The sequence below is a fragment of the Amycolatopsis sp. CA-211722 genome, assembly GCF_056828465.1.
Genome location: NZ_CP184752.1, coordinates 2,323,919 through 2,348,823 on the forward strand (window position 1 = coordinate 2,323,919; position 24,905 = coordinate 2,348,823).

Here is a 24,905-nt window from a genome sequence, read left to right on the forward strand (position 1 = left end):
ACCCTGCCGTCTCGTCTGGTTTACTGGTCAGACCAGTCTACCGGTCAGGGGGCAGGATGAAAGCCCGGATTCACGCGGCAGTGGTTGCGCTGCTGCTGGTGGCGTCCGGCTGCTCCGCCGGCTCGAGTGCCACCGTGGCCAAGGACCCCGGCACCCTCGCCATCGGCTACACCGCCGAACCCGCGAACTTCGACTTCACCCGCACGGACGGCGCCGCCATCCCGCAGGCCTTGCTCTACAACGTCTACGAGGGCTTGGTGAAACTCGACGCGGACGCGAAGATCGTGCCGCTGCTGGCCGAGTCGTGGACGATCTCGGAAGACCGCAAGACCTACGACTTCAAGCTCCGGAAGAACGCGACGTTCAGCGACGGGGCGCCGTTCACCGCCGAGGACGTCAAGTTCTCGCTGATGCGCGTGAAGACGGACTGGACCGTGTCGATCAAGTCCACAATGGACGTCGTCGACCGGGTCGACGTCGTGGCGCCGGACCACGCGCGGGTCGTGCTCACGAAACCCAGCAACGGCTGGCTGTTCAGCCTCACCAGCCGCCTCGGCGCGATGTTCAGCCGCACCGGTGTCGCGGATCTGGCGAACAAACCGATCGGCACCGGGCCGTACACGGTGTCCTCACGGCGTCGTGGCGACTCCATCGTGCTCAAGCAGAATCCCGCGTACTGGGGCAGGAAACCGGCCTACTCCACCGTGGTCCTCAAGTACATCAAGGATCCGACGGCGCTCAACAACGCCTTGCTCAGCAACGGGATCGACGTCATCTCCGCGATCACCGTGCCGGATTCGATCCCGCAGTTCCAGAGCGACGACCGGTTCACCGTCGTCGAAGGCACCACCAACAGCGAGGTCACGCTCGCGTTCAACAACGCCCGCCCACCGCTGAACGACGTCCGCGTACGGCGGGCGCTGTCGTACGCGATCGACCGGAAAGCGTTGCTGGACACGGCTTGGGCCGGTCGCGGCACGCTCATCGGCAGTATGGTTCCGCCGACCGACCCCTGGTACGAAGACCTGTCGAACGCGTATCCGTTCGATCCCGCGAAGGCGAAAGCGCTGCTCGCGGAAGCGGGTCAGCCGAATCCTTCACTGCGGCTGCGGATTCCCAACCTGCCGTACGCCGTCTCGTCCGCGCAGGTGGTGGCGTCGCAGCTGGCGGACGTCGGGGTCACGGTGACGATCGAGCCGCTGGACTTCCCGGCGGTGTGGCTCAAGCAGGTCTTCACCGACCGCGACTACGACCTGTCGATCATCCAGCACGTCGAGGCGCGCGACATCGTCACCTTCGGCAGGCCGAAGTACTACTGGGGTTATGACAGCGAGCCCGTCCGGCAGAACTTGGCGAAAGCCGACGCCGGAACGCCCCAGGAGCAGATCGACGCGATGCGGCAGGTCGCGCGGAGGCTGTCCGAAGACGCCGCCGCGGACTGGCTTTTCCTGTTCCCCAACGTGATCGTGGCGAAGAACAAGGTGACCGGGTTCGTCCGCAACCAGGTCAGCGAGTCCTTCGATCTCACGGGATTGGCGCCGCGATGACGGTCAAGATCGTGCGCCGGGTGGCGATCCTGGTGGCCAGTGCGCTGGTCGCGTCCATCGTGGTGTTCCTGTTCATGGCCGTGCTGCCGGGCGATCCGGCGCAGGTCGCGCTCGGCGTCAACGCGACGCCGGAACTGATCGCGAAAACGCGCGCCGAATTCGGCATCGACAGGCCGCTCGTGACGCAGTACTTCGACTGGATCGGCGGTGTCCTGCACGGCGACTTCGGCCGCTCGTACGTCACGCGCGAGGAGATCGGGCCCGCGCTGACCGACCGGCTCGGCGTCACGTTGTGGCTGGTCGGGGCCGGGATGCTGGTGGCGTTGCTGATCGCGATCCCGGCCGGGACGTTCGCCGCGGTGCGGCATCGGAACGCCGACGGCACCGCGGTTTCCGGGCTGTCGCAGATCGGCGTCGCGATCCCCGCGTTCCTCGCCGGCATCATCCTGGTGCAGATCTTCGCGGTGCAGCTGCGCTGGCTGCCGTCCGGTGGCTGGACACCGCCTGTGCAGGACCCGGGCGAATTCCTCCGCGGTCTCGTCCTGCCCGCCTTGTCGCTGGGGCTCGTGCAGGGCGCCGTGCTCACGCGTTACGTCCGGTCCGCGGTGCTCGACACGCTGGGCCAGGACTACCTGCGCACGGCGCGGTCCAAGGGGCTGCGGCCGTTCCAAGCCTTGTTCCGCCACGGTCTGCGCAACGCGGCCGTGCCGGTGGTGACGGTGCTCGGCCTGCAGCTGTCGACCCTGCTGATCGGCGCGGTCGTCGTCGAGCGCGTGTTCGTCCTGCCGGGCCTGGGCAGCATGCTGCTCGACTCGGTGGCGTCGCGGGATCTGTTGTCCGTGCAGGGGATCGTGCTGGTGCTGGTGGTCGGCGTGCTGCTGGTGAACTTCGTGGTCGACGTCCTCTACACGGTGCTCGACCCGAGATTGCGGGGTTCCTGATGCGTAGCCGCACTCTCGTGATCGGCGGTGTGCTCGTCGCGCTGATCGTCGTCGCCGCGCTGCTTTCGTTCGTGTGGACGCCGTTCGACCCGGTGAAGGTCGACGCGGCCAACCGGCTGCACGATTTCAGCGGCTCGAATCCGCTCGGCACCGACAGCTTCGGCCGCGACGTGCTGAGCCAGCTCATGGTCGGCGCGCGGACCACGCTGTACGTCGGCGTGGTCGCGGTCGGCATCGCCGCGCTGATCGGAACTCCGCTGGGCATCCTCGCGGGGATGTCGTCGCGCTGGCTCGGCGAGTTCGTCATGCGGGTCAACGATCTCGTGCTCGCGTTCCCCGCGTTGCTGCTGGCGATCATGTTCGGCGCGGTGTTCGGCGCGGACACGCTGACCGCGATGGTGGCGATCGGTATCGCGACCATCCCGTCGTTCGCGCGGATCGCGCGGTCGGGGACGCTGCAGGTGATGAGCAGCGAGTTCGTGCTGGCCGCGCGGTCGGCGGGCCGGTCACGGTTGAACATCGCGGCGCGGCATGTGCTGCCGAACATCTCCGGGCTGCTGATCGTGCAGGCGTCGGTGTCGTTCGCGATCGCCGTGCTCGCGGAAGCGGCGCTGTCGTTCCTCGGGTTCGGCACGCGGCCGCCGACCCCGTCGTGGGGCCGCATGCTGCAGGAATCCCAGGTTTTCCTGACCCTGCACCCGCGGCTCGCGCTCGTGCCCGGCGTCGCGATCGCCATCGCCGTCCTCGGGTTCAACCTGCTCGGCGACGGCCTCCGCGATCGTCTCGACCCCCGATTGGCGGCGCGGTTATGACACTCGAAGTCCAGGGGCTCGGAATCGGCGGCCTGGTCCGCGACGTCTCGTTCGGCATCGCGCGCGGTGAGCGCGTCGGACTGATCGGCGAGTCCGGTTCCGGGAAGTCGTTGACAGCGCTGTCGATCATGGGGCTGCTGCCCGAAGAGCTCGCCGCGTCCGGATCGGTGAAACTCGACGGCCGCGAGCTGCTGGGCGCGCCGGAGAAGGAATTGTCGCGCCTGCGCGGCAACGAGATGTCGATGGTGTTCCAGGAACCGATGACCGCGTTGAACCCGGCGATGCGGGTCGGCGCGCAGGTCGCCGAGCCGATGCGGATCCATCGCAAGAATGGGAAAGATCCCGAGGCCTTGCTGGCTTCCGTGGGACTGCCCGGCGTCGCCCGTGCGTATCCGCATCAACTGTCCGGTGGGCAGCGGCAACGCGTCGTCCTGGCGATCGCGCTGGCCAACGATCCGAAGCTGCTGATCTGCGATGAGCCGACGACGGCGCTCGACGTCACCGTGCAGGCGCAGATCCTGGAGCTGATCCTCGACGGGGTGCGGGAGCGGGAGAGCGCGCTGTTGTTCATCACGCACGACCTCGCCGTCGTGGCGTCGGTGTGCGAGCGGGTGCTGGTGATGCTGGACGGCGAGATCGTCGAAGCCGGCACCACCCGCGACGTCCTCACCGCGCCACAGCACGAGTACACGAAGAAGCTCCTGGCCGCTTCGGATCTGGAGGCGAGCCGATGATGATCTCCGTACGGGATCTGGAGCGCCGCTACACGCGCCGCGACGTCCATGCGCTGCGCGGCGTTTCGTTCGACGTCGAAGCCGGTCAGCGGTTCGGGATCGTGGGCGAGTCGGGTTCGGGGAAGTCCACTTTGGTCAGATTGCTGGCGGCGCTGGACAAGCCGACGGCGGGCAGCGTCTCGTTCCAGGGCAAACGGATCGACACGCTGCCGGAGCGCAAACTCGGCTTCCTGCGGTCGGAACTGCAGATCGTCTTCCAGGACCCGATGGGTTCGCTCGATCCGCGGATGCGGGTGCGCGACATCATCTCCGAGCCGTTGGGCCGCCGGGATCCCTCGCGGGTTTCCGAGCTGCTGAAGGCCGTCGGCCTGCCCTCGGATGCGGCGGGCCGGTATCCGCACCAGTTCTCCGGCGGGCAACGGCAGCGCATCTCGATCGCGCGGGCGCTCGCGCCGAATCCGAGCGTTCTCATCGCGGACGAGCCGGTGAGCGCGCTCGACGTATCGGTGCGGAAGCAGATCCTCGACCTGCTCGCGTCGCTGGTCGAGCTGTACTCGCTGACGCTGATCTTCGTCTCGCACGACCTCGGCGTGGTGCGGCACGTCTGCGACCGGGTCGCGGTGATGCGGCGCGGGGAGATCGTCGAGATCGGCGACGTCGACCAGGTCTACGACGCGCCGGAACACGAGTACACCAGGGAACTGCTGGCGGCCGCGCCGAATCTGCGGGCCGAACTGGCTCGATTGAGGGGAGGCGACGATGGCTGAGTACCCGGAGGGGCTGCCGATCGGGGACGGCTGGGTGTCCACTGTGGACACTTTGCCGGTGGTGTTCCCGTACGACGGGAGCGAGATCGGCCGGGCGCCGGTCGGGACGCCGGAGCTGGCCACGCGGGCGATCGACGAGGCGGTCGCGGTGTTCAAGCAGGTCGCGGCCCTGCCGTCGCGGACCCGGCGTGCGCTCTTGAACGACGTCGCCGCCGCCCTGGAAGCCCGGCGCTCGGACTTCGAGCGGCTTCTGGTGCTGGAGACCGGAAAGCCGCTGGTCGACTGCCGTGTCGAGGTCGCGCGCACGATCGTCACCTGGCAGGCCGCCGCGGAGGAGGTCTCGCGGCTGCACGGCGAGACCGTTCCGCTCGATCTGCTGCCGTCCGGCGACGGGCTGGTCGGATTCTGGAAACGCAAGCCGATCGGGGTCGTGGTCGGTATCGCCGGCTTCAACTACCCGCTGCTCTTGGCGTCGCACAAGATCGCGCCCGCCATCGCCGCCGGTTGCCCGGTAGTGGTGAAACCCGCGCCGCAGACGCCGCTGGCGACGTTGTGGCTCGTGCATCTGGTGCGCTCGCTGACCGATCTCCCCGCGATGGTCCAGCTGGTCACCGGCGACGCCGCCATCGGCTCGGCGCTGGTCACGGATCGGCGGGTCGGCGCGGTGTCGTTCACCGGATCCGCGCTGGTCGGGCACCGGATCGCGCGCGACGCCGCACCCACGAAGACGTTGCTGGAGCTGGGTTCCAACGCGGCACTGGTGGTCGCGGAGGACGCGGACCTCGACGCGGCCGCGGACGCCGTGCTGCGCGGCGGGTTCTACGCGTCCGGGCAGGCCTGCATTTCGGTGCAGCGGGTGCTGGTCGTGGACGCCGTCGCCGAGGAATTCACCGAACGGGTGCTGGCGCGGCTCGGCGAGGTCGTCACCGGTGATCCCCGAGACGAGAAGACGCGGGTTTCGGCGCTGATCGACCCTGGGTCCACCCAGCGCGTCCAGGAGTGGGTCGACAAAGCGACTTCGGCCGGTGCGCGGCTGGTCGGGGGCGGTGTCGACGGCACGGTGATCCGGCCGACGGTGCTGCTCGACGTGCCCGACGGCCTCGAATGCTGGGACGAGGAGATCTTCGGCCCGGTGGTCTGCGTCCGTCGCGTGTCCTCTGTGGACGAAGCGTTCGAGGCGGTCAACGCGTCGCGCTACGGGCTGCACGCCTCGGTGTTCAGCACGTCGTTGAAGACGGCGTTCCGCGCGCTCGACGAGCTCGAAGTCGGCGGCGTGGTGGTCAACGAGGTGCCCGGGTTCCGGTCCGACACCATGCCGTACGGCGGCGTGAAGGACTCCGGGATCGGGCGGGAAGGGCCGCGGTTCGCGGTCGAAGAACTGACCGTGACGAGAATGGCGGTGCTGCGCCCGTGACGTACGAAAACCTGTTCCGGCTCGACGGGAAGCGGGCCGTCGTCCTCGGCGGTGGCAGCGGGATCGGCCGCGAATCCGCGAAAGCACTGGCCGCGCACGGCGCCGAGGTGATCGTCGCGGACCGCGATGTCGCCGCGGCCAAGGAAACCGGCGTGGGCGAGGCGTACGAGGTCGACCTGCTCTCGGAGGGCGCGGCGGCGCGTGCGGCGGAGGAGCTCGGCGAGATCGACGTCGTCGTGCTGACCGCCGCGACCAACGTGCGCAAACGGCTGCTGGAGTACACGCGCGAGGAGTTCGACCGGGTGATCGCGCTGAACCTCGGCGCGACCTTCGAGGTCGTCCGCGCGTTCGGCGCCGGGATGGTCGAGCGCGGGCGGGGGAGCATCGTCGGGTTCTCGTCGATCCGCGGCACCACCGTCGAGCCCGGCCAAGGCCCTTATGCGGCGACGAAAGCCGGGCTGGTGCAGCTGTTCCGCACGGCCGCGGCGGAGTTCGGTCCGGCGGGGGTGCGAGTGAACGCGATCGCGCCCGGCGTCGTCGAAACCCCGCTGACCGCGCAGATCAAGGCGAATCCGGCCTGGTACGACGCGTACGCGACCAAGGGCGCGCTCGGCCGATGGGCGCGCCCGGACGAACTCGCGGGCGCCGTCGTGTACCTGGCGTCGGACGCGTCGTCGTTCGTCACCGGCTCCGTGCTGGCGGTGGACGGCGGCTGGACCGCGGTCGACGGCCGCTTCGAACCGCCCGCGACGTAAGGAGCCCTGCCGTGCCGGAGTTGCCCGATCTGACCGCCGTCGAACTGGTCGCCCAGTACCGCGCTGGGACGCTGTCGCCGGTCGAGGTCACCGAAGCGGTCCTCGCCCGCGTCGAGGCGCGCGAGCCTGAACTGCACGCGCTCTACGCGTACGACCCGAGCGGAGCACGCGAAGACGCGAAGGCGTCCGAAAGCCGTTGGCACGTGGGCGAACCACTCGGCCCGATCGACGGCGTTCCGTTGACACTCAAGGAGAACATCGCGACGCGCGGCACCCCGGTCCCGCTCGGCACGGCCGCCACGTCGCTGACGCCCGCGCCCGAAGACGCCCCGGCGGGCGCTCGCGTGCGCGAGTCCGGTGGCGTTCTGCTGGGCAAGACGACCATGCCGGACTACGGGATGCTGACGTCCGGTCTGTCGAGTTTCCACACCGCGTCGCGGAATCCGTGGGACACCACGCGCACGCCCGGCGGGTCCAGTGCCGGTGCCGGTTCGGCGGCCGCCGCGGGCTACGGCCCGCTGCACGTCGGCACAGACATCGGCGGCTCGATCCGGCTGCCCGCCGGCTGGTGCGGTCTGGTCGGGCTGAAGCCGAGCTTCGGGCGGGTGCCGGTGGATCCGCCGTTCCTCGGCCGTGTCGCCGGGCCGATGACGCGGACCGTGGCGGACACCGCGTTGCTGATGAGCGTTCTGTCCGGTGTGGACGGTCGCGATCATCTCTCGCTGCCGCCGTCCTCGCTTGACTGGGCTTCGCTTTCGGCCGAGGTCAAGGGCCTGCGGATCGGGCTGCACCTCGACCCCGGCGTCGGGCTTCCCGTGCTGCCGGAGACGATCGCCGCCGTCACCGAAGCCGCCCGTGTCTTCGAGGGGGCCGGTGCCGTCGTCGAGCCGGTTTCGCCGTTCCTGCGCCGGGAAATGCTCGACGGGCTCGACACCTTCTGGCGCGTCCGTGCCTGGTCGGACATGTCGGCCCTGCCCGAAGGCCGCCGCGCGAAGGTGCTGCCGTACATCGCCGACTGGGCCGCCGGCGGCGCCGACGTCAGCGGTGTCGACGCCTACCGCGGCTTCGCGCAGGTCGACGCCATCGCCGTCGCGACCCTGCGCGCGACCGAGCGGTTCGACGTCGTCCTGTCCCCGACCTGCCCGGTCTCGGCCCCGCCCGCCGACTGGCCCTCGCCGACCAACGACCCGCGCCGCCCGTTCGAGCACATCGCGTTCACCGTGCCGTACAACATGTCCGGCCAGCCCGCGGTCTCGATCAACTGCGGCTACACGAGCGACGACCAGCCCATCGGCCTCCAGATCAGCGGGCGCCGCTTCGCGGACCTCGACGTCCTTCGCGCCGCTGCCGCCTACGAATCCCTTCGCCCCACTCCGCGCCCCTGGCCCTGACCCTGACGCGTTTCGTCCTCTAGTTGCGGTAGTTCGCGTCACCAACTACCGCAACTAGAGGACTAAACGCATCAGTTGCTTTGCCGACCGGCAACAGAAATATCAAAGCCCCGGTGACATGACCGACAGGTCAGGGGCCATCCGGGGCTATTCGCCGGTCAGCTTAGCAGAGGAGCCACGAGAGTGACCAGCGCTCGCGCGGGGGATTGGATCGAGACCTGGTTGTCGAAGCCGAGGTTCACGGTCTACTTGCAGGCGGCGAACCAGGACCGAGAGCTGGCCATGCGGTTGTACGAGTGGAACGCGGCGGTATCCGCGGCGTTCCACCACGATCTGTGCCACCTGGAAGTGGCTCTGCGCAACGCCTATGACCGGGCTCTGGGCCACGCTGCCACAGGTGGGACGCATTGGGTCTTTCAAGTGACGACGATCTTCCCCTCGCGATGGCACAGATCCGCGAACGGCACGCGTTATGACGTCAACGAGAAGAGCAGGAGGCTGGTGGCCGAAGCCATCAGGAACGCGACCCCGAAGGTCAAGCACCCCGCGTCACCGTCGCCAGGGAAGGTGATCGCCGAGCTGAGCTTCGGCTTCTGGCGATACCTGTCCGCGCGACGTCATCACGATCCGCTGTGGGTTCCATACCTGCACCTGGCCTTTCAAGCCGGCACCGATCGCCGCGACGTCGACAAGCATGCCGAGCGCCTGCACAGGCTCAGGAACCGCGTCGCTCATCACGAGCCGCTGCTCACTCTCGACGTACAAGGGCACTGGGAAGACGTCCGGGACCTGGCCGCGCTCATCTCTCCCCAAGTCGCCGCTTACATCGCGGCCAACAGCTCGTGCGCGCGGCTGTTGACCGCCCGTCCCTGCTAGCCGCCGATCGCTTCAGCCAGCGCCAGGATCCGCCGCGCGTTGTCCACGTGCAGGTTTTCGATCATCCGCCCGTCCACGGTCACGACGCCCTGCCCGGCCGCCCGCGCCTCCTCGAACGCCGAGATGATCTTGCGCGAGCGGGTGATCTCCTCCTCGGACGGCGCGAAGATCCGGTTGCACGGCTCCAGCTGCGACGGGTGGATCAGCGTCTTGCCGTCGAAGCCGAACTGACGACCCTGCACGCATTCCGCCTCGAACCCTTCGAGGTCCTTCACGTCGTTGTAGACGCCGTCGAGGATCGCCTTGCCGGTCGCGCGCGCGGCCAGCAGCGCGAGGGAAAGCCCGCCCAGCAGCGGAGCGCGGCCGGGGACGAACTCGGCGTGCAGTTCCTTCGCCAGGTCGTTCGTGCCCATGACCAGCACGGTCAGCCGTTCGGACGCCGACGCGATCTCCTCGGCGTGCAGCATCGCGACCGGCGTCTCCACCATCGCCCAGATCTTCGTGTGGTCCGGCGCGCCGCCGAGCTCCAGGGCGCGCTCGATGTTGTGCACCTCGGCGGCGGAGTTCACCTTCGGCACCACGATCGCGTCCGGGCCGGCCTGCGCGGCGGCACGGAGGTCGGCGTCGTGCCATTCGGTGTCGAGGCCGTTGACGCGAATGGTCACTTCGCGCTTGCCGTACTCCTTCGACGACGCGGCGGCGCAAACGCGTTCACGTGCGGCTTCCTTCGCGTCGGGCGCGACGGCGTCTTCGAGGTCGAGGATCAGCCCGTCCGCGTCCAGCGTCTTGGCCTTTTCCAGCGCTCTTTCGTTCGCGCCGGGCATGTAGAGGACGGAACGCCGGGGGTTCATGCGGAAGCCTCCTTCGTGGCCGCGTCGTAGGCGGCGGCGAGTTCAGGATCGTCGGCGGCGAGGGCGTCCGCGAGTTCGGCGACCACCCGGCACTGCTTCACCGAGGCGTCGTCCTGCATCTTCCCGTCGATCATCACCGCGCCGGTGCCGTCACCCATCTCGGCGATCACGCGCCGCGCCCACGCGACGTCCTCGGGCGAGGGCGAGAACACCTTCTTGGCGATGTCGATCTGCACCGGGTGCAGGCTCCAGGCGCCCACGCAGCCGAGCAGGAACGCGTTGCGGAACTGGTCCTCGCAGGCCACGACGTCGCGGATGTCGCCGAACGGCCCGTAGTACGGCAGGATGCCGTTCGCCGCGCAGGCGTCGACCATTCGCGCGACCGTGTAGTGCCAAAGGTCCTGCTGGTACGTCGTGCGTCCCTCGTTCAGGTCTTCGCCGGTCGGGTCCGTGCGCACCAGGTAACCGGGGTGCCCGCCACCCACCCGGGTGGTCTTCATCCGGCGGCTGGCGGCGAGGTCGGCCGGGCCGAGCGAGATGCCCTGCATCCGGGGGCTCGCGCCCGCGATCTCCTCGACGTTCGCGACGCCGCTGGCGGTCTCCAGGATCGCGTGCACCAGCAGCGGTTTCGTGAGCCCGGCCCGCGCTTCGAGTTGCGCGAGCAGCCTGTCGACGTAGTGGATGTCCTGCGCGCCCTCGACCTTCGGCACCATGATCACGTCGAGTTTGTCGCCGATCTCGGTGACCAGCGTGATCAGGTCGTCGAGCACCCACGGCGAGTCGAGGCTGTTGACGCGGGTCCACAGCTGCGTCTTGCCGAAGTCGGTCGACTTCGCGATGGAGACGAGCCCGTTGCGCGCCGCCTCCTTGCGGTCGGCGCGCACGGCGTCTTCGAGGTTCCCGAGCAGGACGTCGACCTTCTTGGCGATGTCCGGGACCTTGGCGGCCATCTTCTCGTTGCTGGGATCGAAGAAGTGGATCATCCGCGAAGGAGGCACGGGGATCTGGCGGAGCGGTTCCGGCGCCCCCACCGCGAGCGGGGCGAAGAAATCCTTCGGCGAACGCATCGTTCCTCCATCGCAACGGGCTAAGTGACCGACGAGTAACCCTAAACCCGGAAGGCGGGGAACCGCTGCGGCGCAGCTCACCTCCAAGGGAACACGATCGGGAATCGCGGAGGAATCTGTGGACGACTGGGCCTTGCCGGGTTTCACCGAGCTGGGGTCGCTGGGCGAAGGCGGATTCGGCCGGGTCGTGCTGGCCCGGCACGACGAATCCGCGCAGGTCGTGGCCATCAAATACCTGTATGCGAGGTTCGCGGCCGACCCTCGGCGCCTGGCCGAGTTCCGCCATGAGGCGCAGATCCTGAGCCGCGTTTCGGGGCCCCACATCGCCCGTCTGCACCAGTTCGCCGAGACCCCGCAAGGGGCCGCGATCGTCATGGAAGCCGTTCACGGAATCTCCCTGAAAGAGATCCTCGGCCGCCAGGAGAAGCTCGAACCCGAAGCCGCGCTGGCGATCCTCAAGGGCTCGCTGCTCGGACTCGCCGGCGCGCACGCCGCGGGCACCGTCCATCGCGACTACAAACCGGCGAACGTCCTGGTCACCCGCGAAGGGCAGAGCAAACTCGTCGACTTCGGCATCGCCGTGCTCGCCGGGCAGACCGGGGTCGCCGCGGGCACGCCCGCGTACATGGCGCCCGAGCAGTGGGCGGGCGGAATCGCCACGCCCGCGACCGACGTCTACGCCGCGACATGCGTGTTCTTCCAGTGCGTCGCCGGGCACCGGCCGTACGAGGCCGAACAGGTCGAAGTGCTCCGCACGCTGCACGAATACGCCCCGATCCCGTTCGGCGAGGTGCCCGAACCGGTCCGCGACCTCATCGCGCGCGGCATGGCGAAGGACGTCGCCCAGCGACCGTCGGGCGCGGCCGAGTTCGTCACCGAACTGGAGGCGTCCGCCAGGAAGGCGTACGGCGAGGACTGGGAGCGCAACGGCTGGCACTGGCTCGCCAAAGGCGCCGGGGTCCTGGTCGCGCTCTCCCCGCTGGCCCTGCTCGGCGCCGGCACGGCCGCGGCACCGGTCGTCGCGGGCGGAGCGGCAGTCACCGGCGGCGGGATCGCGGTCGGCCTCAAGGTGACCGCCGCGATCGCCGCCGTCACCGCGGCCGCCGTCGGCACGGTCGTCGTGGTCGGCACCGACAGCGACGAACCGCCGCCCCAGACGACGACCGTCGCCGCGATGAAGGTCGACCTCCTCACCCGCACCGAGAAGTTCGACGGCTTCGACTACAACGGCAAGTACGTCCGGATCAGCGGTTTGCCGGACAAGGCGGCCGAGGAGCGGGTCAACAAGGCGCTGATGGCGCCGATCGACGGCTGGCTCCAAGGCTTCTGGCCCGACGGCTACCCGCCGCAACGGGAACCCGACGGCGACATCCCGCACATGAAGACCGAGGCCGAGATCCTGCGCCAGGACGACAAGCTGCTCACGGTCGTCTACAAACGCTCGATCGACTCCGTCCAGTTCGGCAACCACGGCGGATTCAGCATCCGCCCGATCGTGATCGACCTGACGAAGGGCGAGCAGATCCCCAACGCGCGCCTTTTCGACAACGTCGACGGCACCGCCGACCGGATGCGCATGCTCGAAGACATGCTCTTCGACGCCGCCAAGCCGGGTGACTGCCTCGCCGACGCCCCGAGCGAACCCGAGCACCTGCCGGTCGGCGCGATGTCGGATCCGTGGTCCGTCACCGGCGACCCCGTGCTGCAGGCGGCACCGACCGCGAACGGGATGACGTTCTACGTCTACGGATCCGTGCTCGGCTACCCCCGCGTCTGCGACCCGACGCAGGTCACCGTCGAATACCGCCACCTCCGCCACCTGATGAGCCCAGGGTTCATGAACCTGCTCGGCGGCACGCAGGGACAAGGCACCAAGGTGCACGACGTCGGCGCTTTCACCCTCACCACGCCGGAAAAGTGGTCGCTGCTCTCCGGCGCCCCCATCGAGCGCTACCTGGTGACCGCCGACCAGTGCGCGGGCGGCGGGACGCAGCCCGTCCAGTGCGCGAACGTCGTCTTCAGCGACAACTCGCGGACCGACCCGGCCACGCCGCCGTACGAACCGGGCAAGCCCTACAACCGCTCGACCGGACCGCGTCCGTGCCACTCCATCGGCGCACCCGGTGAGACCCAGGGGGCGCCTACCCTCCAGCTGAAGGAACTTCGCCCGGTCGGGACGAAGCGGGCCGCCTACGAAGAGTGGCGGCTCACGTGTTCTGGCGGCGGTACGGTCACCCAGCGGGTCTGGTTCCTGCCGAAAACGCGGCTCGTGATCGTCGACGAATGGAACACTCCAGGCCTCGACAAGATTCTGGAAGAGGCCCGATGGAACTGACCGACGAGTGGAGACTGCCCGGCTTCACCGAGCTGGAGCAGCTGGGCACGGGCACCTTCGGCCGCGTGGTGCTCGCCCGCCAGGACAACACCGGCCACGTCGTCGCGATCAAGTACCTCTTCTCCCGCTTCGCCGCGGACCCCGCGCATCTGGCCGCGTTCCGGCAGGAAGCGCTGGCGCTGCACCGGGTGTCGAGCCCGCACGTCGTGAAGCTGCACGAGTTCTTCGAGACGCCGCAGGGCGCGGCGATCGTCATGGAGGCGATCAACGGCGTCTCCCTGCGTTCGGTGCTCCAGGCCGAAGGCGCTCTCGAACCCGAAGCCGCTCTCGCGGTACTGAAGGGTTCGCTGCTCGGGCTGGCCGCGGCGCATTCCGCGAACGTCGTCCACCGGGACTACAAACCGGCCAACGTCCTCGTGGCCGACACCGGCGAAAGCAAGCTGGTCGACTTCGGCACCGCCGTCCTGGCGGGGGAACGCGGCCCGTCCGTCGGCACGCCCGCGTACATGGCGCCCGAGCAGTGGTCGGGTGGACAGGCCACGCCCGCGACCGACGTCTACGCCGCGACCTGCGTGTTCTTCCAGTGCGTCGCCGGGCACCGGCCCTATCCGGCCGACGACACCGAAGTGCTCCGCACGCTGCACGAACACGCGCCCATCCCGTTCGGCGAAGTCCCCCAGCCGGTGCACGAGATCGTCGCACTGGGGATGGCGAAGGATCCGTCGAAACGACCGGTCGACGCGCTCGTGTTCGTCAACGAACTGGAACGCGTCGCCCGGGCGGGTTACGGCGACGAATGGGAGCGCAAGGGCTGGTCAAAGCTGGCGAAGGCGGCGGGCGTGCTCGCCGCGGCGACGCCGTTGGTCCTGCTCAGCGCCGGGACGGCGGCCGCGCCAGGGGTCGCCGCCGGAACCGGCGCGGCGGTCGCGTCGACCGGCGGGATCGCGGCCGGCCTGAAGGTCGCCATCGGAGTCGTCGCGGCGACGGCCGCCGTGGTCGGCTCGGTGGTCGTCTTCTCCGACGCGAGCACGCCGCAGCCGTCACCGCCGACCTCGCAGCAGGCCGTCGCGCTCAAGGTCGCCATGAAGACCCGGTCCGGGACCGTGCCCGGGACGACCCTCCCCTACAGCGGGGATCACCCCGAGGTGACCGGGTCCACCGACCAGGCCTGGCTCAAGCGCGTCAACGACGCGCTGACGGCGCCGATCGACGACTGGAACCGCAAGACCGGCCCGGGCGCCGCCAAGCTGGAGCCGGAACGCGGCCCGTACAAACTCCTCACGAAGGCCGAGGTCCGTTCGCAGAACGAGCGGTACCTCTCGGTGCGCTATACCCACGATCTCGCGAACAAACCGCATTCGACCTGGGGAAACGGTCGTGCCGCGGTGACCATCGACCTGAAGGAGGGCAAGGCGCTCACACCCGCCGAGCTGTTCGCCCCAGGGAAGTTCACCGACGACGGGCTGCGGACCCTCGCCGAACTGCTGTGGCCCGACAAAGAGCAGTGCGGTGCGCTGAGCAGCACGTTCCCATACCGGCCACTCAAGACGGCCGACCTCGCCGAAGAGCCGAAGGTGTGGCTCGCGTTCACCCCGTCGGCCGTCGAGGTCACCGTCGACCTCAACCTTCTCGGCTTCGCCACCGCCTGCGGAGTCCAGGACTACACGCTGCCGTACGACAGGCTGAGCGGCCTGCTGAACCCGGAGCTCGTCGAGGGCGTGACCGGCGGAAAACCACTGAAGGGCACTTCGTCCGCACAATCGGCGCCGAGCGGTACCGAAGTGTCGGCGGGCGCGCTGACCCTGCGTCTTCCGCAGGACTGGTCCGTGGTGTCTCAGGGGCTGGAGAAGGTACTCGTCGCTCCGGGCTGCCCGGATCCCAAGAAGTACTTCAACTGCAAGTACGTCCTCCTCACGGACAACAGCCTGCAATCCGCCGAGCAGCCGCCGTACCGGCCCGGTGAGTTCTACCGGCGCAGCGCGGGCGGCCGGGCCTGCAACGCCGCCGGGCGAAAAGACCTCCGCCAGGAGGGTGCCGCCGTCCGCACGATTTCCACCACCGCACCGGTGGGCGGGGCTTCGGCGACCTACGAGGAGTGGACGATCCAGTGTGTTCCTCGTGGACAGACGGGCGGAAGCGGCGAGGCGCAGGTGACCCAGCGGATCTGGTTCGTTGCGGACAGGCAAATCGTGGTGCTGGACGAATGGCGGACCCCGGGCGTCGAAGAACTCCTCCGCGCCGCGACGATCTCGTGACCTGACCTGCGAAGGTCCAAAGTGGAGCGAGTATTCGCTGGGCCGAATGGCCTAACGCCACCGCTTGGTGTCCGTGACCGTTCGGAGACGCCGGGTAACACCACTTACCTCCCTCTCACTCGGTTGGCGGCACGGTCGGACTGAAGTCGAATGACCGCCTACCGACCGGTCACCGATGACAAAGTGCCGCCGATCGCAGCCACTCCCGTTGTCCGGCGCCGCCGCCTCCCCGCCCTGTTAGACAGGTCATGTGCCGCTTCCACCGAGGTGGCACGGGGATGACGAGCCCTAGGGAAACCAGGTTCGAAGGAGGCGGAACGTGGCGGCTACACCGAACATGGAGAGCTCGACGGTCGCCGGTGGCGCGAAGCGCAGCCGGTCACTGCCGAGCCGGGTGGTGCCGCCGATCGAACTGCCCGCGAGCGTCGGGGAGCTTTCGCGCAAGGCGGCGGCCCTGCTCGGCTGGAACGGCATCGTGTTGCCGGAGACCACCGTGCTCGGCCGCAAGATCTGCGTGGTCGCCCGGCTCCGTACCGACGTGCACGCCGAGCGCATCGCGATGGGCATGGGTCCCGTCGTCGATCGCGCCACCGTCGACACCTGGACATGGCCAGAGCTGGCCGCGACCGCACCCGCGCCGGCCGCCGAGATCATCGGCGTCCTCGCGGTCGCCCGGCACTGGCGCACCGCGATGGCCTCCGCGGTTCCGTTCGCACGTTACGGCGAGGCCGCGATGGTTCTCCCATCGCCTGCCGTACTGACGGAAGACTACGTCGGCAACTGCCTGCCGCGTGCCCGCGCCTACGGGCTCGGCATCGTCACCGCCGACCCCAACGCGGTGGCCGACCTCGACCTCGAGGGTCACGGCGAGCGCATGATCCTCGACGAGGACCCGGTCTCGCGCCTGGTCAACGAGATCGTCTACGACCAGCTGCTCCGCGAAACCGAGCTCCCTGCCGAAGTGGACTGAACGCGCTACGGTCCCAACCATGCGAGTAGTCATTGCGGGTGGACACGGACAGATCGCGCTGAAGCTGGAGAAGCTCCTCTCCGCGCGCGGTGATCAGGCGGTGGGGATCGTGCGCAATCCCGATCACGTCGCCGATCTCGAAGCCGCCGGTGCCGAAGCCGTCGTCCTCGACCTGGAACAGTCCGATGTGGACGCCGTCGCCAGGGTGCTCGACGGCGCCGACGCCGCCATCTTCGCGGCGGGCGCCGGGCCCGGCAGCGGCACCGCTCGCAAGGACACTGTGGACAGAGCGGCCGCGGAACTCTTCGCGGCCGCCGCCGAACAGGCGGGCGTCCGGCGGCATATCCAGGTCGGCTCGATGGGCGCGGACAAATGGGAGACCGCGGACGTCCCGGACGATTTCCGGATCTACCTCAAGGCCAAGAAAGCGGCCGAAGACGATCTGCGCGCCCGCGATCTCGACTGGACGATCCTGCGGCCGGGGCAGCTCACCAACGACGAGGGCACCGGCAAGATCCTGATCGCCGAATCCACCGGACGCGGGCCCATTCCCCGGCAGGACGTCGCCGCGATCCTCGTCGCGCTGCTCGACAGCCCGTCGACGGCGGGACGCGTCCTCGAAGCGATCTCGGGTGATACTGCTATCTCTCAGGCCTTTTCCGCACTGTGAAACTTTAGTGTGTGGACGTAATCCGTCTTTTGACTGAACGGAGAAGGTCCTTGCGCGAGGACATCGCGGTCTTCAGTGGCAGCGCCCATCCCGAGCTCGCCGAAGAGATCTGCGCCCATCTCGGCGTTCCCCTGCATCCCGTGAAGGTGCAGCGGTTCGCCAACGACTGCCTCGAAGTCCAGCTCGAAGCCAACTGCCGCGAGCGGGACGTCTTCCTGATCCAGCCGCTGGTGCGGCCGGTGCAGGAACATCTCGTCGAGCTGCTGCTGATGCTGGACGCCGCGCGGGGCGCGTCGGCCAAGCGGATCACCGTCGTCATGCCGCACTACTCGTACGCCCGCTCGGACAAGAAGGACGCGCCGCGGATCTCGATCGGCGGCCGTCTCGTCGCCGATCTGCTGGCGACCGCCGGCGCCGACCGGGTGCTCGCGATGACCCTGCATTCGCCGCAGGTGCACGGCTTCTTCAGCGTCCCGGTCGATCACCTGCACGCGTTGCAGGAACTGGCGAAGCACTTCCGCCAGTACGACCTCTCCGCGACCACCGTCGTTTCGCCGGACCTCGGCAACGCCAAGGAGGCCGCGCATTTCGCCCGGCTGCTCGGCGTTCAGGTCGCGGCGGGCGCGAAGCAGCGCTTCGCCGACGATCGGGTCGAGATCAGCTCGGTGATCGGTGAGATCACCGGCCGCGACGTGATCGTCCTCGACGACGAGATCGCCAAGGGCAGCACCGTGATCGAACTGCTCTCCAAGCTGCGCGAGCTGAAACCGCGCTCGATCCGTGTCGCCTGCACGCACGGCCTCTTCTCCAGCGGCGCGTTGAAGCGGATCGGCGAACAGGACGACGTGCTGGAGATCGTCTGCACGAACACGGTGCCGATCCCGCCGGAGGAGCAGAGCCCGAAGCTGCGGGTCCTGTCGATCGCGCCCGCGCTGGCGGAGGCGATCCGCCGGATCCACAACGGAGAGTCGGTCAGCGCGCTGTTCGAGACCGCCTAGGGAGTGCCGAGGACCCGGTCGAGGTAGGTGTTCGTGAAGACCCCGGCCGGGTCCACCTCCTTGCGGACCCGCAGGAAGTCGTCGAAGCGCGGGTACCGCGAGCGCAGTGTCGCGGCGTCGAGGTCGTGCATCTTGCCCCAGTGCGGGCGGCCGCCGACTTCGCCGACGATCGACGCGAAGCCGGCGAAGTACTCGCGGTAGGGCATGCCGACGAACTGGTGGATCGCGATGTAGGCGGAGTCGCGGCCGTTCGCGGTCGAAAGCCAGATGTCGTCCGCGGCGGCGACGCGCACCTCGACCGGGAACGCGACCGGGTTCTCCAGCTTCGGGACGAACGCGCGGAGCTCGGAGAAGACGTCGTGCAGCGCTTCGCGCGGGATCGCGAACTCCGATTCGACGAACCGCACACCGCGATGGGTCACGAAGACGCGATGGGACGTGTCGCTGTACTCGCGGGCGGAGAGGATGTTGGAGGCGAACCGGCCGAGCGGCTGGACGAGTTTCGGCACCGCGCGGCCGAGACGGCACAGGCCGCCGAACGCGACGTTCTCCGTGACCTCGTAGTCGACGAACTCCTTCAGCCTGCTCAGCGGCCGGTGTTCGCTGCCCGCCGGAAGCCGGTTGTTGCGTTTGACCAGGGCGTTCTTGCCGTAGGGGAACCAGTAGAACTCGAAGTGGTCGTTCTCGTCGGCGAACTGGTCGAAGCCTTCGAGGACCTGTTCGAGCGGTTCCGGCCGCTCCTGGGCGGAGAGCAGGAACGACGGTTCACACTGCAGGGTGACCGTGCTGATGACGCCGAGTGCGCCCAATCCGACCCGCGCCGCGGCAAAGAGGTCGGGGCGTTCGTCCGCCGAACAGGTGACCACGGTGCCGTCGGCGAGCACGAGTTCGAGCGCGGCGATCTGGGTGGCGATCCCGCCGAGCCGGGCGCCGGTGCCGTGGGTGCCGGTGGAGATCGCGCCCGCGACGGTCTGCGCGTCGATGTCGCCGAGGTTGGTCATGGCGAGGCCCAGCGCGTCGAGTTCGGCGTTGAGCTGCTTGAGCGTGGTGCCCGAACGGACCGTGACCAGGCCTTTCGCGACGTCGGCCGAGGCGATCCCGGTCCAGCCGGTCAGGTCCATGGCGTCCGAGTTCGCGGCGGCGATCGCGGTGAAGGAGTGGCCGCTGCCGAGCGGGCGCAAGCGTCGCCCGTCCGCGGCGGACCGGCTGATCGCTTCGGCGATCGCGGCCGTGTCCCGCGGCCGATGCACGCGCAGGGGCGACGCCGTCGCGGTGCCGGCCCAGTTGCTCCACCGTGTCATGCGCCCACCTATTCCGAGAGGCTGTGAGTGCCGAAACAGTAAGTGAATAGTATTCGCGTTTCAAGCCCTTCTGTCGTACCTTAGTTCGGGTGACCAGTGCGACGGTGTACGACTTGGCGACGAAGGACCTGGATCCTCCGTTCGCGATTGTCGACTTGGATGCGTTCGACGCGAACGGCGCCGACCTGCTGCGGCGGGCCGCCGGGAAACCGATCCGCGTGGTCAGCAAATCCGTGCGCTGCCGGTATCTGCTCGAACGCGTTCTCGCGCGGCCCGGTTTCGAAGGCCTCATGTGCTACTCGCTCGCCGAAGCCGTCTGGCATGTCGAGCAGGGGACGTCCGAGGACATCGTGGTGGCGTACCCGACCGCCGATCACGGCGCGCTGCGACGGCTGGCGGCGAACGACCGGGCGCGGGCGGCGATCTCGATCATGGTCGACTCGCCCGAGCATCTCGATCTGGTCGACGCCGCGCTGGGGCAGGGGCATCCCGAAATCCGGGTCTGCCTGGAACTCGACGCATCGTGGCGGCCGCTGCCTGGAGTGCACATCGGCACCCGGCGCTCACCGGTGTTCAGTCCGCGGCAGGCGGCGGATCTGGCGCGGACCATCTTGTCCCGCAAGGGTTTCCGCCTCGTCGGGATGATGGCGTACGAAGGTCAGATCGCCGGGCTCGGCGACGCGGCCGGCAGTGGGGCCAAGAATTCCGTCATCGGCTGGATGCAGCGGAAGTCCATTGTGGAAATCGCGAAGCGCCGCGCTGCCGCGGTCCGCGCGGTGCGGGCCTTGGCCGACCTGGAGTTCGTCAACGGTGGTGGCAGCGGCAGCGTCGAATCGACCGGCGCCGAAGCGGCCGTCACCGAGATCGCGGCCGGGTCGGGCCTGATCGGGCCGACCCTCTTCGACGGCTACGCGCACTTCTCGCCGCGCCCGGCCGCGATGTTCGCGCTGCCCGTCGTACGCCGCCCGGCGCCGAAGGTCGCGACGCTCTTCTCCGGTGGCTACATCGCTTCGGGCCCCGCCGAGTCTTCGCGACTCCCGACGCCCTACCTTCCCGAAGGACTCTCGCTGCTCGGATTCGAAGGCGCCGGCGAAGTCCAAACCCCCGTCTCCGGCGAGGCCGCCCGTCACTTGCGGCTCGGCGACCGCGTCTGGCTGCGGCACGCGAAGGCGGGCGAGCTCGCTGAACGCTTCACGAACTACCACGTCGTCGTCGGTGACCGCGTCGACCGGACCGTGCCCACCTACCGAGGCGAGTCGCAAAACTTCGGCTGATCCGCGCGACCCCACCCCCCACCCATCCCTGGGGGGCGCGCCCCGCACCAGCGTATCGGGAGGGGGTGTCGGGGGATGGGGTTCCGAAGGGTGAGGGGCTGGGTTGTCCACAACTGTGGGTGGGTGTGGACAGCTTGTGTGGATAACCGGATAAGGGCAGGTCAGCGGGTGTGATGGCGGGACTGCTGGGAATCGTGTGACTGGTGGGGCGACGGGTTCGGGCGCCGGTGGACACGAATGGAGCAGCGTGTCCTGAAGGCCTCCTTCGGGGCACTCAACGTCTCGAAGGAGGCCTTCAGGACGTCCGGGCAGCCTCATCGGGAGTCCACAGTGGACGGACGTGGGCTGAAAGCGTCCTTCACCGCATCGCATGCGGCGAAAGCGTCCTTCAGCCCCCTGGCCGCCCGAAGAGAGCCTCAGGCCTCCCCGAACTTGCTCGCCAAGTACCCCTTCACCACCGACTTCGCCTCCGCCACGATCCGTTCGTCCCCGCGCGGGTCCCGGCGGAAGGCCAGCTTCAGCAGCGCGTCGGCCGTCTCGTTCGCGATCGTCAGCGCGAACCGGATGTCGTCCGGCGGCGACTGGATCCGCGCGGAAAGCACATCGGTGAGCGCGTCGACGATCACCGCGTTGTTGTCGCGGGTCTCGTCGAGGAGCTGCCGGTCCACGACGTCACCGAAGTGGACCTTCGAGAAACCGGGGACCTCGCGGTGCATCGCGAGGTAGATGTCGAGGATCGAGTCCACGACGTCCCACCAGTGTTCGGGCGCGAGTTCGTTCAGCGTCTCCGACACCGAGGCGACGAACCGTTCGAGGTTCCGCTGCGTCAGCGCCTGCACCACGGCCCGCTTGTCAGGGAAGAACTGGTACAGCGAACCGACGGCCACCCCGGCGCGCTTCGCGATCAGCGTGGTCGTCAACGCGTCGTAGCCGAGTTCGTCGATCAGCTGGGCGCTGGCGTCGAGCATCTGCTCCACCCGCTTGGCGCTGCGCTGCTGAACGGGCTGCCGCCGGAGCGGAGTCGTCTCCGCTTGCGGTTTCGCGGCCTGGATGTCGGACACTCGGGCTCCTCCTTCGCTGATCTGCGACTTTATCGTGCCGACAGGGTTCCCCCCGGTCGAGTGAAGGCATAGTATCTGAGAACTTTTCATGTTCGGCCGAGTCTGAAGAGGAAAGGTGCGTAGCCGGTGGAGAATCCGACCTTCCCGTCCGAATTCCTGTGGGGTGTTTCGACCTCCGCCTTCCAGATCGAGGGGGCGACCGGGGAAGGCGGCCGAGGACAGTCCATTTGGGACACATTCACCGAAACGGAGGGAAAGATCGCGCGGGCTGAGCACGCCAAGGTAGCGGCCGATCACTTCCACCGCTACTCCGAGGACATCGCGCTGATGGCCGAACTCGGCGTCGGCGCCTACCGCATGTCCTTCGCCTGGCCCCGGATCCAGCCCGACGGCGACGGCAAACCCAACGCCGAAGGCCTTGCCTTCTATGACGAATTGCTCGACGAAGTCTGCGCCGCCGGCATCGCGCCGGCCGGGACGCTCTTCCACTGGGACCTCCCGCAGGCGCTCGAAGACAAGGGCGGCTGGCTTTCCCGTGATACCGCCGAACGCTTCGGCGAGTACGCCGCCATCGTGGGCGAACGGTTCTCCGATCGGGTGAAAATGTGGATCCCGCTCAACGAGCCCATGGTCATGTCGATCTTCGGCTACGCGATCGGCGAGTACGCGCCCGGCAAGACGCTCCTGCTCGACGCCCTGCCCACCGCGCACTACCAGAATCTCGCGCACGGTCTCGCCGTCCAGGCCCTCCGCGCCGCCGGTGCCCGCAGCGTCGGCACGGCCAACAATCACTCGCCGATCTGGCCCGCCTCCGATTCACCGGAGGACAAGGCCGCGGGCGAATGGATCGACGCCCTCATCAATCGCACCTACGCGGATCCGGTGCTGCTCGGCCGATATCCCGAACAAGTCGTCGCGCATCTCCCGGCGGGTTTCGCCGACGATCTGCCCACCATCGCGCAGCCCCTCGACTTCTACGGGGTGAACTACTACGAGCCGCAGGGCGTCGCCGCGCCCGGCGAAGGCAATCCGCTGCCCTTCGAGCTTCGCGCGATCGAGGGCTATCCCATGACCACCAACGATTCCCCGATCGTCCCGCACGGGTTGCGCGAGCTGCTCGTCGGTTTCCACGAGCGCTACCGCGAGCACCTTCCGCCCGTCTACATCACCGAAAACGGCTGCAGTTTCGACGACGTCGTCGCCGAAGACGGCCACGTCCACGACCAGGAACGCATCGATTTCCTCGACAGCCACCTCGTCGCGGTGCGCGAAGCGATGGACGCCGGTGTCGACGTCCGCGGGTACTTCGTCTGGTCCCTGATGGACAACTTCGAATGGTCGAAGGGCTACCAGCCGCGCTTCGGCTTGGTGCACATCGACTACGAGACACAGAAGCGCACACCGAAGGACTCCTTCGGCTGGTACCGGGACCGGATCCGCCATGAGTGAGGTCCGGGAACTGCCCGAAGCGCTCGCCGAACCGGTCGCCCGAGTCCGTGCCGGCTGGATGAGCCTGCTGTTCTTCGCGAACATCGCGCTCTGGCTCGGGGTCTACGCGCCCATCCAGGTCCTCCTGCCGAAACAGGCCGAACTGCTGGACGCCGCCAACAAGGAAGCCGTGTTCAGCCTGGTCACCGGGATCGGCGCGGTCGTCGCGCTGATCGCCAACCCGGCCGTCGGCCTGCTGTCGGACCGCACCTGTTCCGCCCGCGGCCGCCGTCATCCGTGGACGACGGCCGGGGCGGCGGTCGCCGCGGCCGGGCTGCTCGTCCTCGCGTTCGCGCCGAACGTCGCGGTCATGGTGCTCGGCTGGTGCCTGGTCCAAGCGGGACTGAACGGGATGCTCGCGATGCTGGTCTCGGCCATCGCGGACCGCGTCCCGGTGCCCCAGCGCGCGCAGGTCGGTGGGCTCGTCGGCATCGCGCAGATGCTCGGGACGGTGCTCGGCGCGGTGGTGGTCGTGGTGCTGCTCGACCTCGCCGGTCTCCCGCTGGGATACGCGGCGTGCGCGGCCATCGTGCTGGCGGGCGCGGCGGCGTTCGTCCTGCGCACGCCGGACGCGCGGCTGCCGGTCGCGTACCGGCCGTCCGTCCGGACCCGCGACGTGCTCGCGAACCTGTGGATCTCCCCGCGCAGGCATCCGGACTTCGCCTGGGCGTGGGGTTGTCACTTCATGATCGGGCTCGGCAACGCGTTCGGGACGCTGTACCTGCTGTTCTTCCTCAAGGACGCGGTGCACCACGAAGACCCGGACACCGGACTGCTGATCATGATGGGGCTCTACGGCGCCGCCCTCGTGGTCGGCGCGCTCATCGCCGGGCATTTCTCCGACAAATCGGGACGCCGCAAGCCGTACGTGCTCGCCGCGTCGGCGGTGATGGCCGTCGCCGCGGGGCTGCTGGTCGTCTGGCAGACCTGGACGGCCGCGCTCGCGGCGTCACCGTTGCTGGGCGTGGGTTTCGGCGCGTACATGGCCGTCGCGCTGGCGATGCTCACGCAGGTGCTGCCCGCCGCGCAGGACCGGGCGAAGGACCTCGGCGTCATCAACATCGCGAATTCGCTGCCGCAGGTGGTGGCGCCGATGCTGACCGCACCGATTTTGGCCTACCTGGGCGGATATCCGAGCCTCTTCGCGGCTTCGGCGCTGTCCACCGTCATCGCCGCGGTACTGGTCACGCGGGTGAAGGGCGTCCGCTAGAACGGTGGAGACCGCGGACCGGTGCCGGTCGGGGGAGGGGAGTGCAACGGCACCGGCCCGCGGGGTTCGGGGGATGGCAGCGCGCTCCGGGGCAGGTATCGCGCTGCGTTTGTGATCATCAACCTAGCGACCGATTACTGCCTTCGCTAGGTGTTCTGCCGATAATTTTCGATTAATCGCGGTGGGGA

21 protein-coding genes are annotated in these 24,905 nt (G+C 68.7%); 17 read left to right on the plus strand and 4 right to left on the minus strand.

Annotated features, from left to right (window positions below):
- The first annotated feature begins 56 nt into the window (after nucleotides 1-56).
- From ACOCEP_RS11425 to ACOCEP_RS11465, 9 genes are all read left to right on the plus strand, one after another.
- Nucleotides 57-1,547: an ABC transporter substrate-binding protein gene (locus ACOCEP_RS11425; protein WP_482337205.1), complete on the plus strand. Its 1,491-nt coding sequence runs from the start codon at nucleotides 57-59 to the stop codon at nucleotides 1,545-1,547.
- The gene (locus ACOCEP_RS11430; RefSeq protein WP_482337206.1) at nucleotides 1,544-2,488 is read left to right on the plus strand and encodes an ABC transporter permease; all 945 of its coding nucleotides are present in this window, start codon (nucleotides 1,544-1,546) and stop codon (nucleotides 2,486-2,488) included. Before ACOCEP_RS11425 ends, ACOCEP_RS11430 begins: the two co-directional genes overlap by 4 nt.
- Nucleotides 2,488-3,300 (plus strand): ABC transporter permease, encoded by an 813-nt coding sequence (locus ACOCEP_RS11435; RefSeq protein WP_482337207.1) that lies wholly within the window; start codon nucleotides 2,488-2,490, stop codon nucleotides 3,298-3,300. Before ACOCEP_RS11430 ends, ACOCEP_RS11435 begins: the two co-directional genes overlap by 1 nt.
- Nucleotides 3,297-4,034 carry an ABC transporter ATP-binding protein gene (locus tag ACOCEP_RS11440; protein ID WP_482337208.1) on the plus strand — a complete coding sequence of 246 codons (738 nt, stop codon included), beginning with the start codon at nucleotides 3,297-3,299 and terminating at the stop codon, nucleotides 4,032-4,034. Before ACOCEP_RS11435 ends, ACOCEP_RS11440 begins: the two co-directional genes overlap by 4 nt.
- Nucleotides 4,031-4,801 (plus strand): ABC transporter ATP-binding protein, encoded by a 771-nt coding sequence (locus ACOCEP_RS11445; protein WP_482337209.1) that lies wholly within the window; start codon nucleotides 4,031-4,033, stop codon nucleotides 4,799-4,801. The genes ACOCEP_RS11440 and ACOCEP_RS11445 overlap by 4 nt, the downstream gene beginning before the upstream one ends.
- Nucleotides 4,794-6,215: an aldehyde dehydrogenase family protein gene (locus ACOCEP_RS11450; RefSeq protein WP_482337210.1), complete on the plus strand. Its 1,422-nt coding sequence runs from the start codon at nucleotides 4,794-4,796 to the stop codon at nucleotides 6,213-6,215. Before ACOCEP_RS11445 ends, ACOCEP_RS11450 begins: the two co-directional genes overlap by 8 nt.
- Nucleotides 6,212-6,970, plus strand: a complete 759-nt coding sequence (locus ACOCEP_RS11455; protein WP_038507128.1) for an SDR family NAD(P)-dependent oxidoreductase — start codon at nucleotides 6,212-6,214, stop codon at nucleotides 6,968-6,970. The genes ACOCEP_RS11450 and ACOCEP_RS11455 overlap by 4 nt, the downstream gene beginning before the upstream one ends.
- A gap of 11 nt (nucleotides 6,971-6,981) precedes the next feature.
- A complete protein-coding gene (locus ACOCEP_RS11460) occupies nucleotides 6,982-8,361 on the plus strand; it encodes an amidase (RefSeq protein ID WP_482337211.1) in 1,380 nt (459 codons plus the stop codon).
- Between the two features lie 183 nt (nucleotides 8,362-8,544).
- Complete coding sequence (locus ACOCEP_RS11465) at nucleotides 8,545-9,237, plus strand: hypothetical protein (RefSeq protein WP_482337212.1); 693 nt, start codon at nucleotides 8,545-8,547, stop codon at nucleotides 9,235-9,237.
- On the opposite strand, the gene ACOCEP_RS11470 is transcribed toward ACOCEP_RS11465, so the two are convergent.
- Nucleotides 9,234-10,088, minus strand: coding sequence for an HpcH/HpaI aldolase/citrate lyase family protein (locus tag ACOCEP_RS11470; RefSeq protein WP_482337213.1), 855 nt, complete (start codon nucleotides 10,086-10,088; stop codon nucleotides 9,234-9,236). The genes ACOCEP_RS11465 and ACOCEP_RS11470 overlap by 4 nt on opposite strands.
- Nucleotides 10,085-11,155, minus strand: coding sequence for an HpcH/HpaI aldolase/citrate lyase family protein (locus ACOCEP_RS11475; RefSeq protein ID WP_037333861.1), 1,071 nt, complete (start codon nucleotides 11,153-11,155; stop codon nucleotides 10,085-10,087). Before ACOCEP_RS11475 ends, ACOCEP_RS11470 begins: the two co-directional genes overlap by 4 nt.
- A 118-nt stretch (nucleotides 11,156-11,273) precedes the next feature.
- Here ACOCEP_RS11475 and ACOCEP_RS11480 point away from each other — a divergent pair, with 118 nt between their 5' ends.
- The 5 genes from ACOCEP_RS11480 (at nucleotide 11,274) to ACOCEP_RS11500 (ending at nucleotide 18,383) form a co-directional block, all read left to right on the plus strand.
- The gene (locus tag ACOCEP_RS11480; RefSeq protein WP_482337214.1) at nucleotides 11,274-13,490 is read left to right on the plus strand and encodes a serine/threonine-protein kinase; all 2,217 of its coding nucleotides are present in this window, start codon (nucleotides 11,274-11,276) and stop codon (nucleotides 13,488-13,490) included.
- Entirely contained in the window at nucleotides 13,481-15,745 is a 2,265-nt protein-coding gene (locus tag ACOCEP_RS11485) for a serine/threonine-protein kinase (RefSeq protein WP_482337215.1), read from the plus strand. The genes ACOCEP_RS11480 and ACOCEP_RS11485 overlap by 10 nt, the downstream gene beginning before the upstream one ends.
- Nucleotides 15,746-16,064: 319 nt before the next feature.
- Nucleotides 16,065-16,715 (plus strand): hypothetical protein, encoded by a 651-nt coding sequence (locus ACOCEP_RS11490; RefSeq protein WP_219146742.1) that lies wholly within the window; start codon nucleotides 16,065-16,067, stop codon nucleotides 16,713-16,715.
- Between the two features lie 19 nt (nucleotides 16,716-16,734).
- On the plus strand, nucleotides 16,735-17,385 hold the full coding sequence (locus ACOCEP_RS11495) for an NAD(P)H-binding protein (RefSeq protein ID WP_482337216.1): 651 nt from the start codon (nucleotides 16,735-16,737) through the stop codon (nucleotides 17,383-17,385).
- Nucleotides 17,386-17,435: 50 nt separating this feature from the next.
- Nucleotides 17,436-18,383 (plus strand): ribose-phosphate diphosphokinase, encoded by a 948-nt coding sequence (locus tag ACOCEP_RS11500; RefSeq protein WP_482337217.1) that lies wholly within the window; start codon nucleotides 17,436-17,438, stop codon nucleotides 18,381-18,383.
- Here the strand turns inward: ACOCEP_RS11500 and ACOCEP_RS11505 are convergent.
- Complete coding sequence (locus ACOCEP_RS11505) at nucleotides 18,380-19,684, minus strand: D-arabinono-1,4-lactone oxidase (RefSeq protein WP_482337218.1); 1,305 nt, start codon at nucleotides 19,682-19,684, stop codon at nucleotides 18,380-18,382. The two genes, ACOCEP_RS11500 and ACOCEP_RS11505, sit on opposite strands and share 4 nt — an antisense overlap.
- Nucleotides 19,685-19,773: 89 nt before the next feature.
- Here ACOCEP_RS11505 and ACOCEP_RS11510 point away from each other — a divergent pair, with 89 nt between their 5' ends.
- The gene (locus tag ACOCEP_RS11510; protein WP_482337219.1) at nucleotides 19,774-20,958 is read left to right on the plus strand and encodes an amino acid deaminase/aldolase; all 1,185 of its coding nucleotides are present in this window, start codon (nucleotides 19,774-19,776) and stop codon (nucleotides 20,956-20,958) included.
- A gap of 416 nt (nucleotides 20,959-21,374) precedes the next feature.
- Here the strand turns inward: ACOCEP_RS11510 and ACOCEP_RS11515 are convergent, their stop codons facing one another.
- Nucleotides 21,375-22,019: a TetR/AcrR family transcriptional regulator gene (locus tag ACOCEP_RS11515; RefSeq protein ID WP_016330531.1), complete on the minus strand. Its 645-nt coding sequence runs from the start codon at nucleotides 22,017-22,019 to the stop codon at nucleotides 21,375-21,377.
- A gap of 126 nt (nucleotides 22,020-22,145) precedes the next feature.
- Here ACOCEP_RS11515 and ACOCEP_RS11520 point away from each other — a divergent pair, with 126 nt between their 5' ends.
- Entirely contained in the window at nucleotides 22,146-23,468 is a 1,323-nt protein-coding gene (locus ACOCEP_RS11520; protein ID WP_482337220.1) for a GH1 family beta-glucosidase, read from the plus strand.
- Entirely contained in the window at nucleotides 23,461-24,717 is a 1,257-nt protein-coding gene (locus ACOCEP_RS11525; protein ID WP_482337221.1) for an MFS transporter, read from the plus strand. The genes ACOCEP_RS11520 and ACOCEP_RS11525 overlap by 8 nt, the downstream gene beginning before the upstream one ends.
- Nucleotides 24,718-24,905: the final 188 nt, after the last annotated feature.

Bases quoted from the DNA above. Each gene is read 5' to 3' on its own strand.
- ACOCEP_RS11425 (WP_482337205.1), top strand. From the start codon at position 57: ATGAAAGCCCGGATTCACGCGGCAGTGGTTGCGCTGCTGCTGGTGGCG.
- ACOCEP_RS11430 (WP_482337206.1), top strand. From the start codon at position 1,544: ATGACGGTCAAGATCGTGCGCCGGGTGGCGATCCTGGTGGCCAGTGCG.
- ACOCEP_RS11435 (WP_482337207.1), top strand. From the start codon at position 2,488: ATGCGTAGCCGCACTCTCGTGATCGGCGGTGTGCTCGTCGCGCTGATC.
- ACOCEP_RS11440 (WP_482337208.1), top strand. From the start codon at position 3,297: ATGACACTCGAAGTCCAGGGGCTCGGAATCGGCGGCCTGGTCCGCGAC.
- ACOCEP_RS11445 (WP_482337209.1), top strand. From the start codon at position 4,031: ATGATGATCTCCGTACGGGATCTGGAGCGCCGCTACACGCGCCGCGAC.
- ACOCEP_RS11450 (WP_482337210.1), top strand. From the start codon at position 4,794: ATGGCTGAGTACCCGGAGGGGCTGCCGATCGGGGACGGCTGGGTGTCC.
- ACOCEP_RS11470 (WP_482337213.1), bottom strand. From the start codon at position 10,088: ATGAACCCCCGGCGTTCCGTCCTCTACATGCCCGGCGCGAACGAAAGA.
- ACOCEP_RS11475 (WP_037333861.1), bottom strand. From the start codon at position 11,155: ATGCGTTCGCCGAAGGATTTCTTCGCCCCGCTCGCGGTGGGGGCGCCG.
- ACOCEP_RS11485 (WP_482337215.1), top strand. From the start codon at position 13,481: ATGGAACTGACCGACGAGTGGAGACTGCCCGGCTTCACCGAGCTGGAG.
- ACOCEP_RS11495 (WP_482337216.1), top strand. From the start codon at position 16,735: ATGCGAGTAGTCATTGCGGGTGGACACGGACAGATCGCGCTGAAGCTG.
- ACOCEP_RS11505 (WP_482337218.1), bottom strand. From the start codon at position 19,684: ATGACACGGTGGAGCAACTGGGCCGGCACCGCGACGGCGTCGCCCCTG.
- ACOCEP_RS11525 (WP_482337221.1), top strand. From the start codon at position 23,461: ATGAGTGAGGTCCGGGAACTGCCCGAAGCGCTCGCCGAACCGGTCGCC.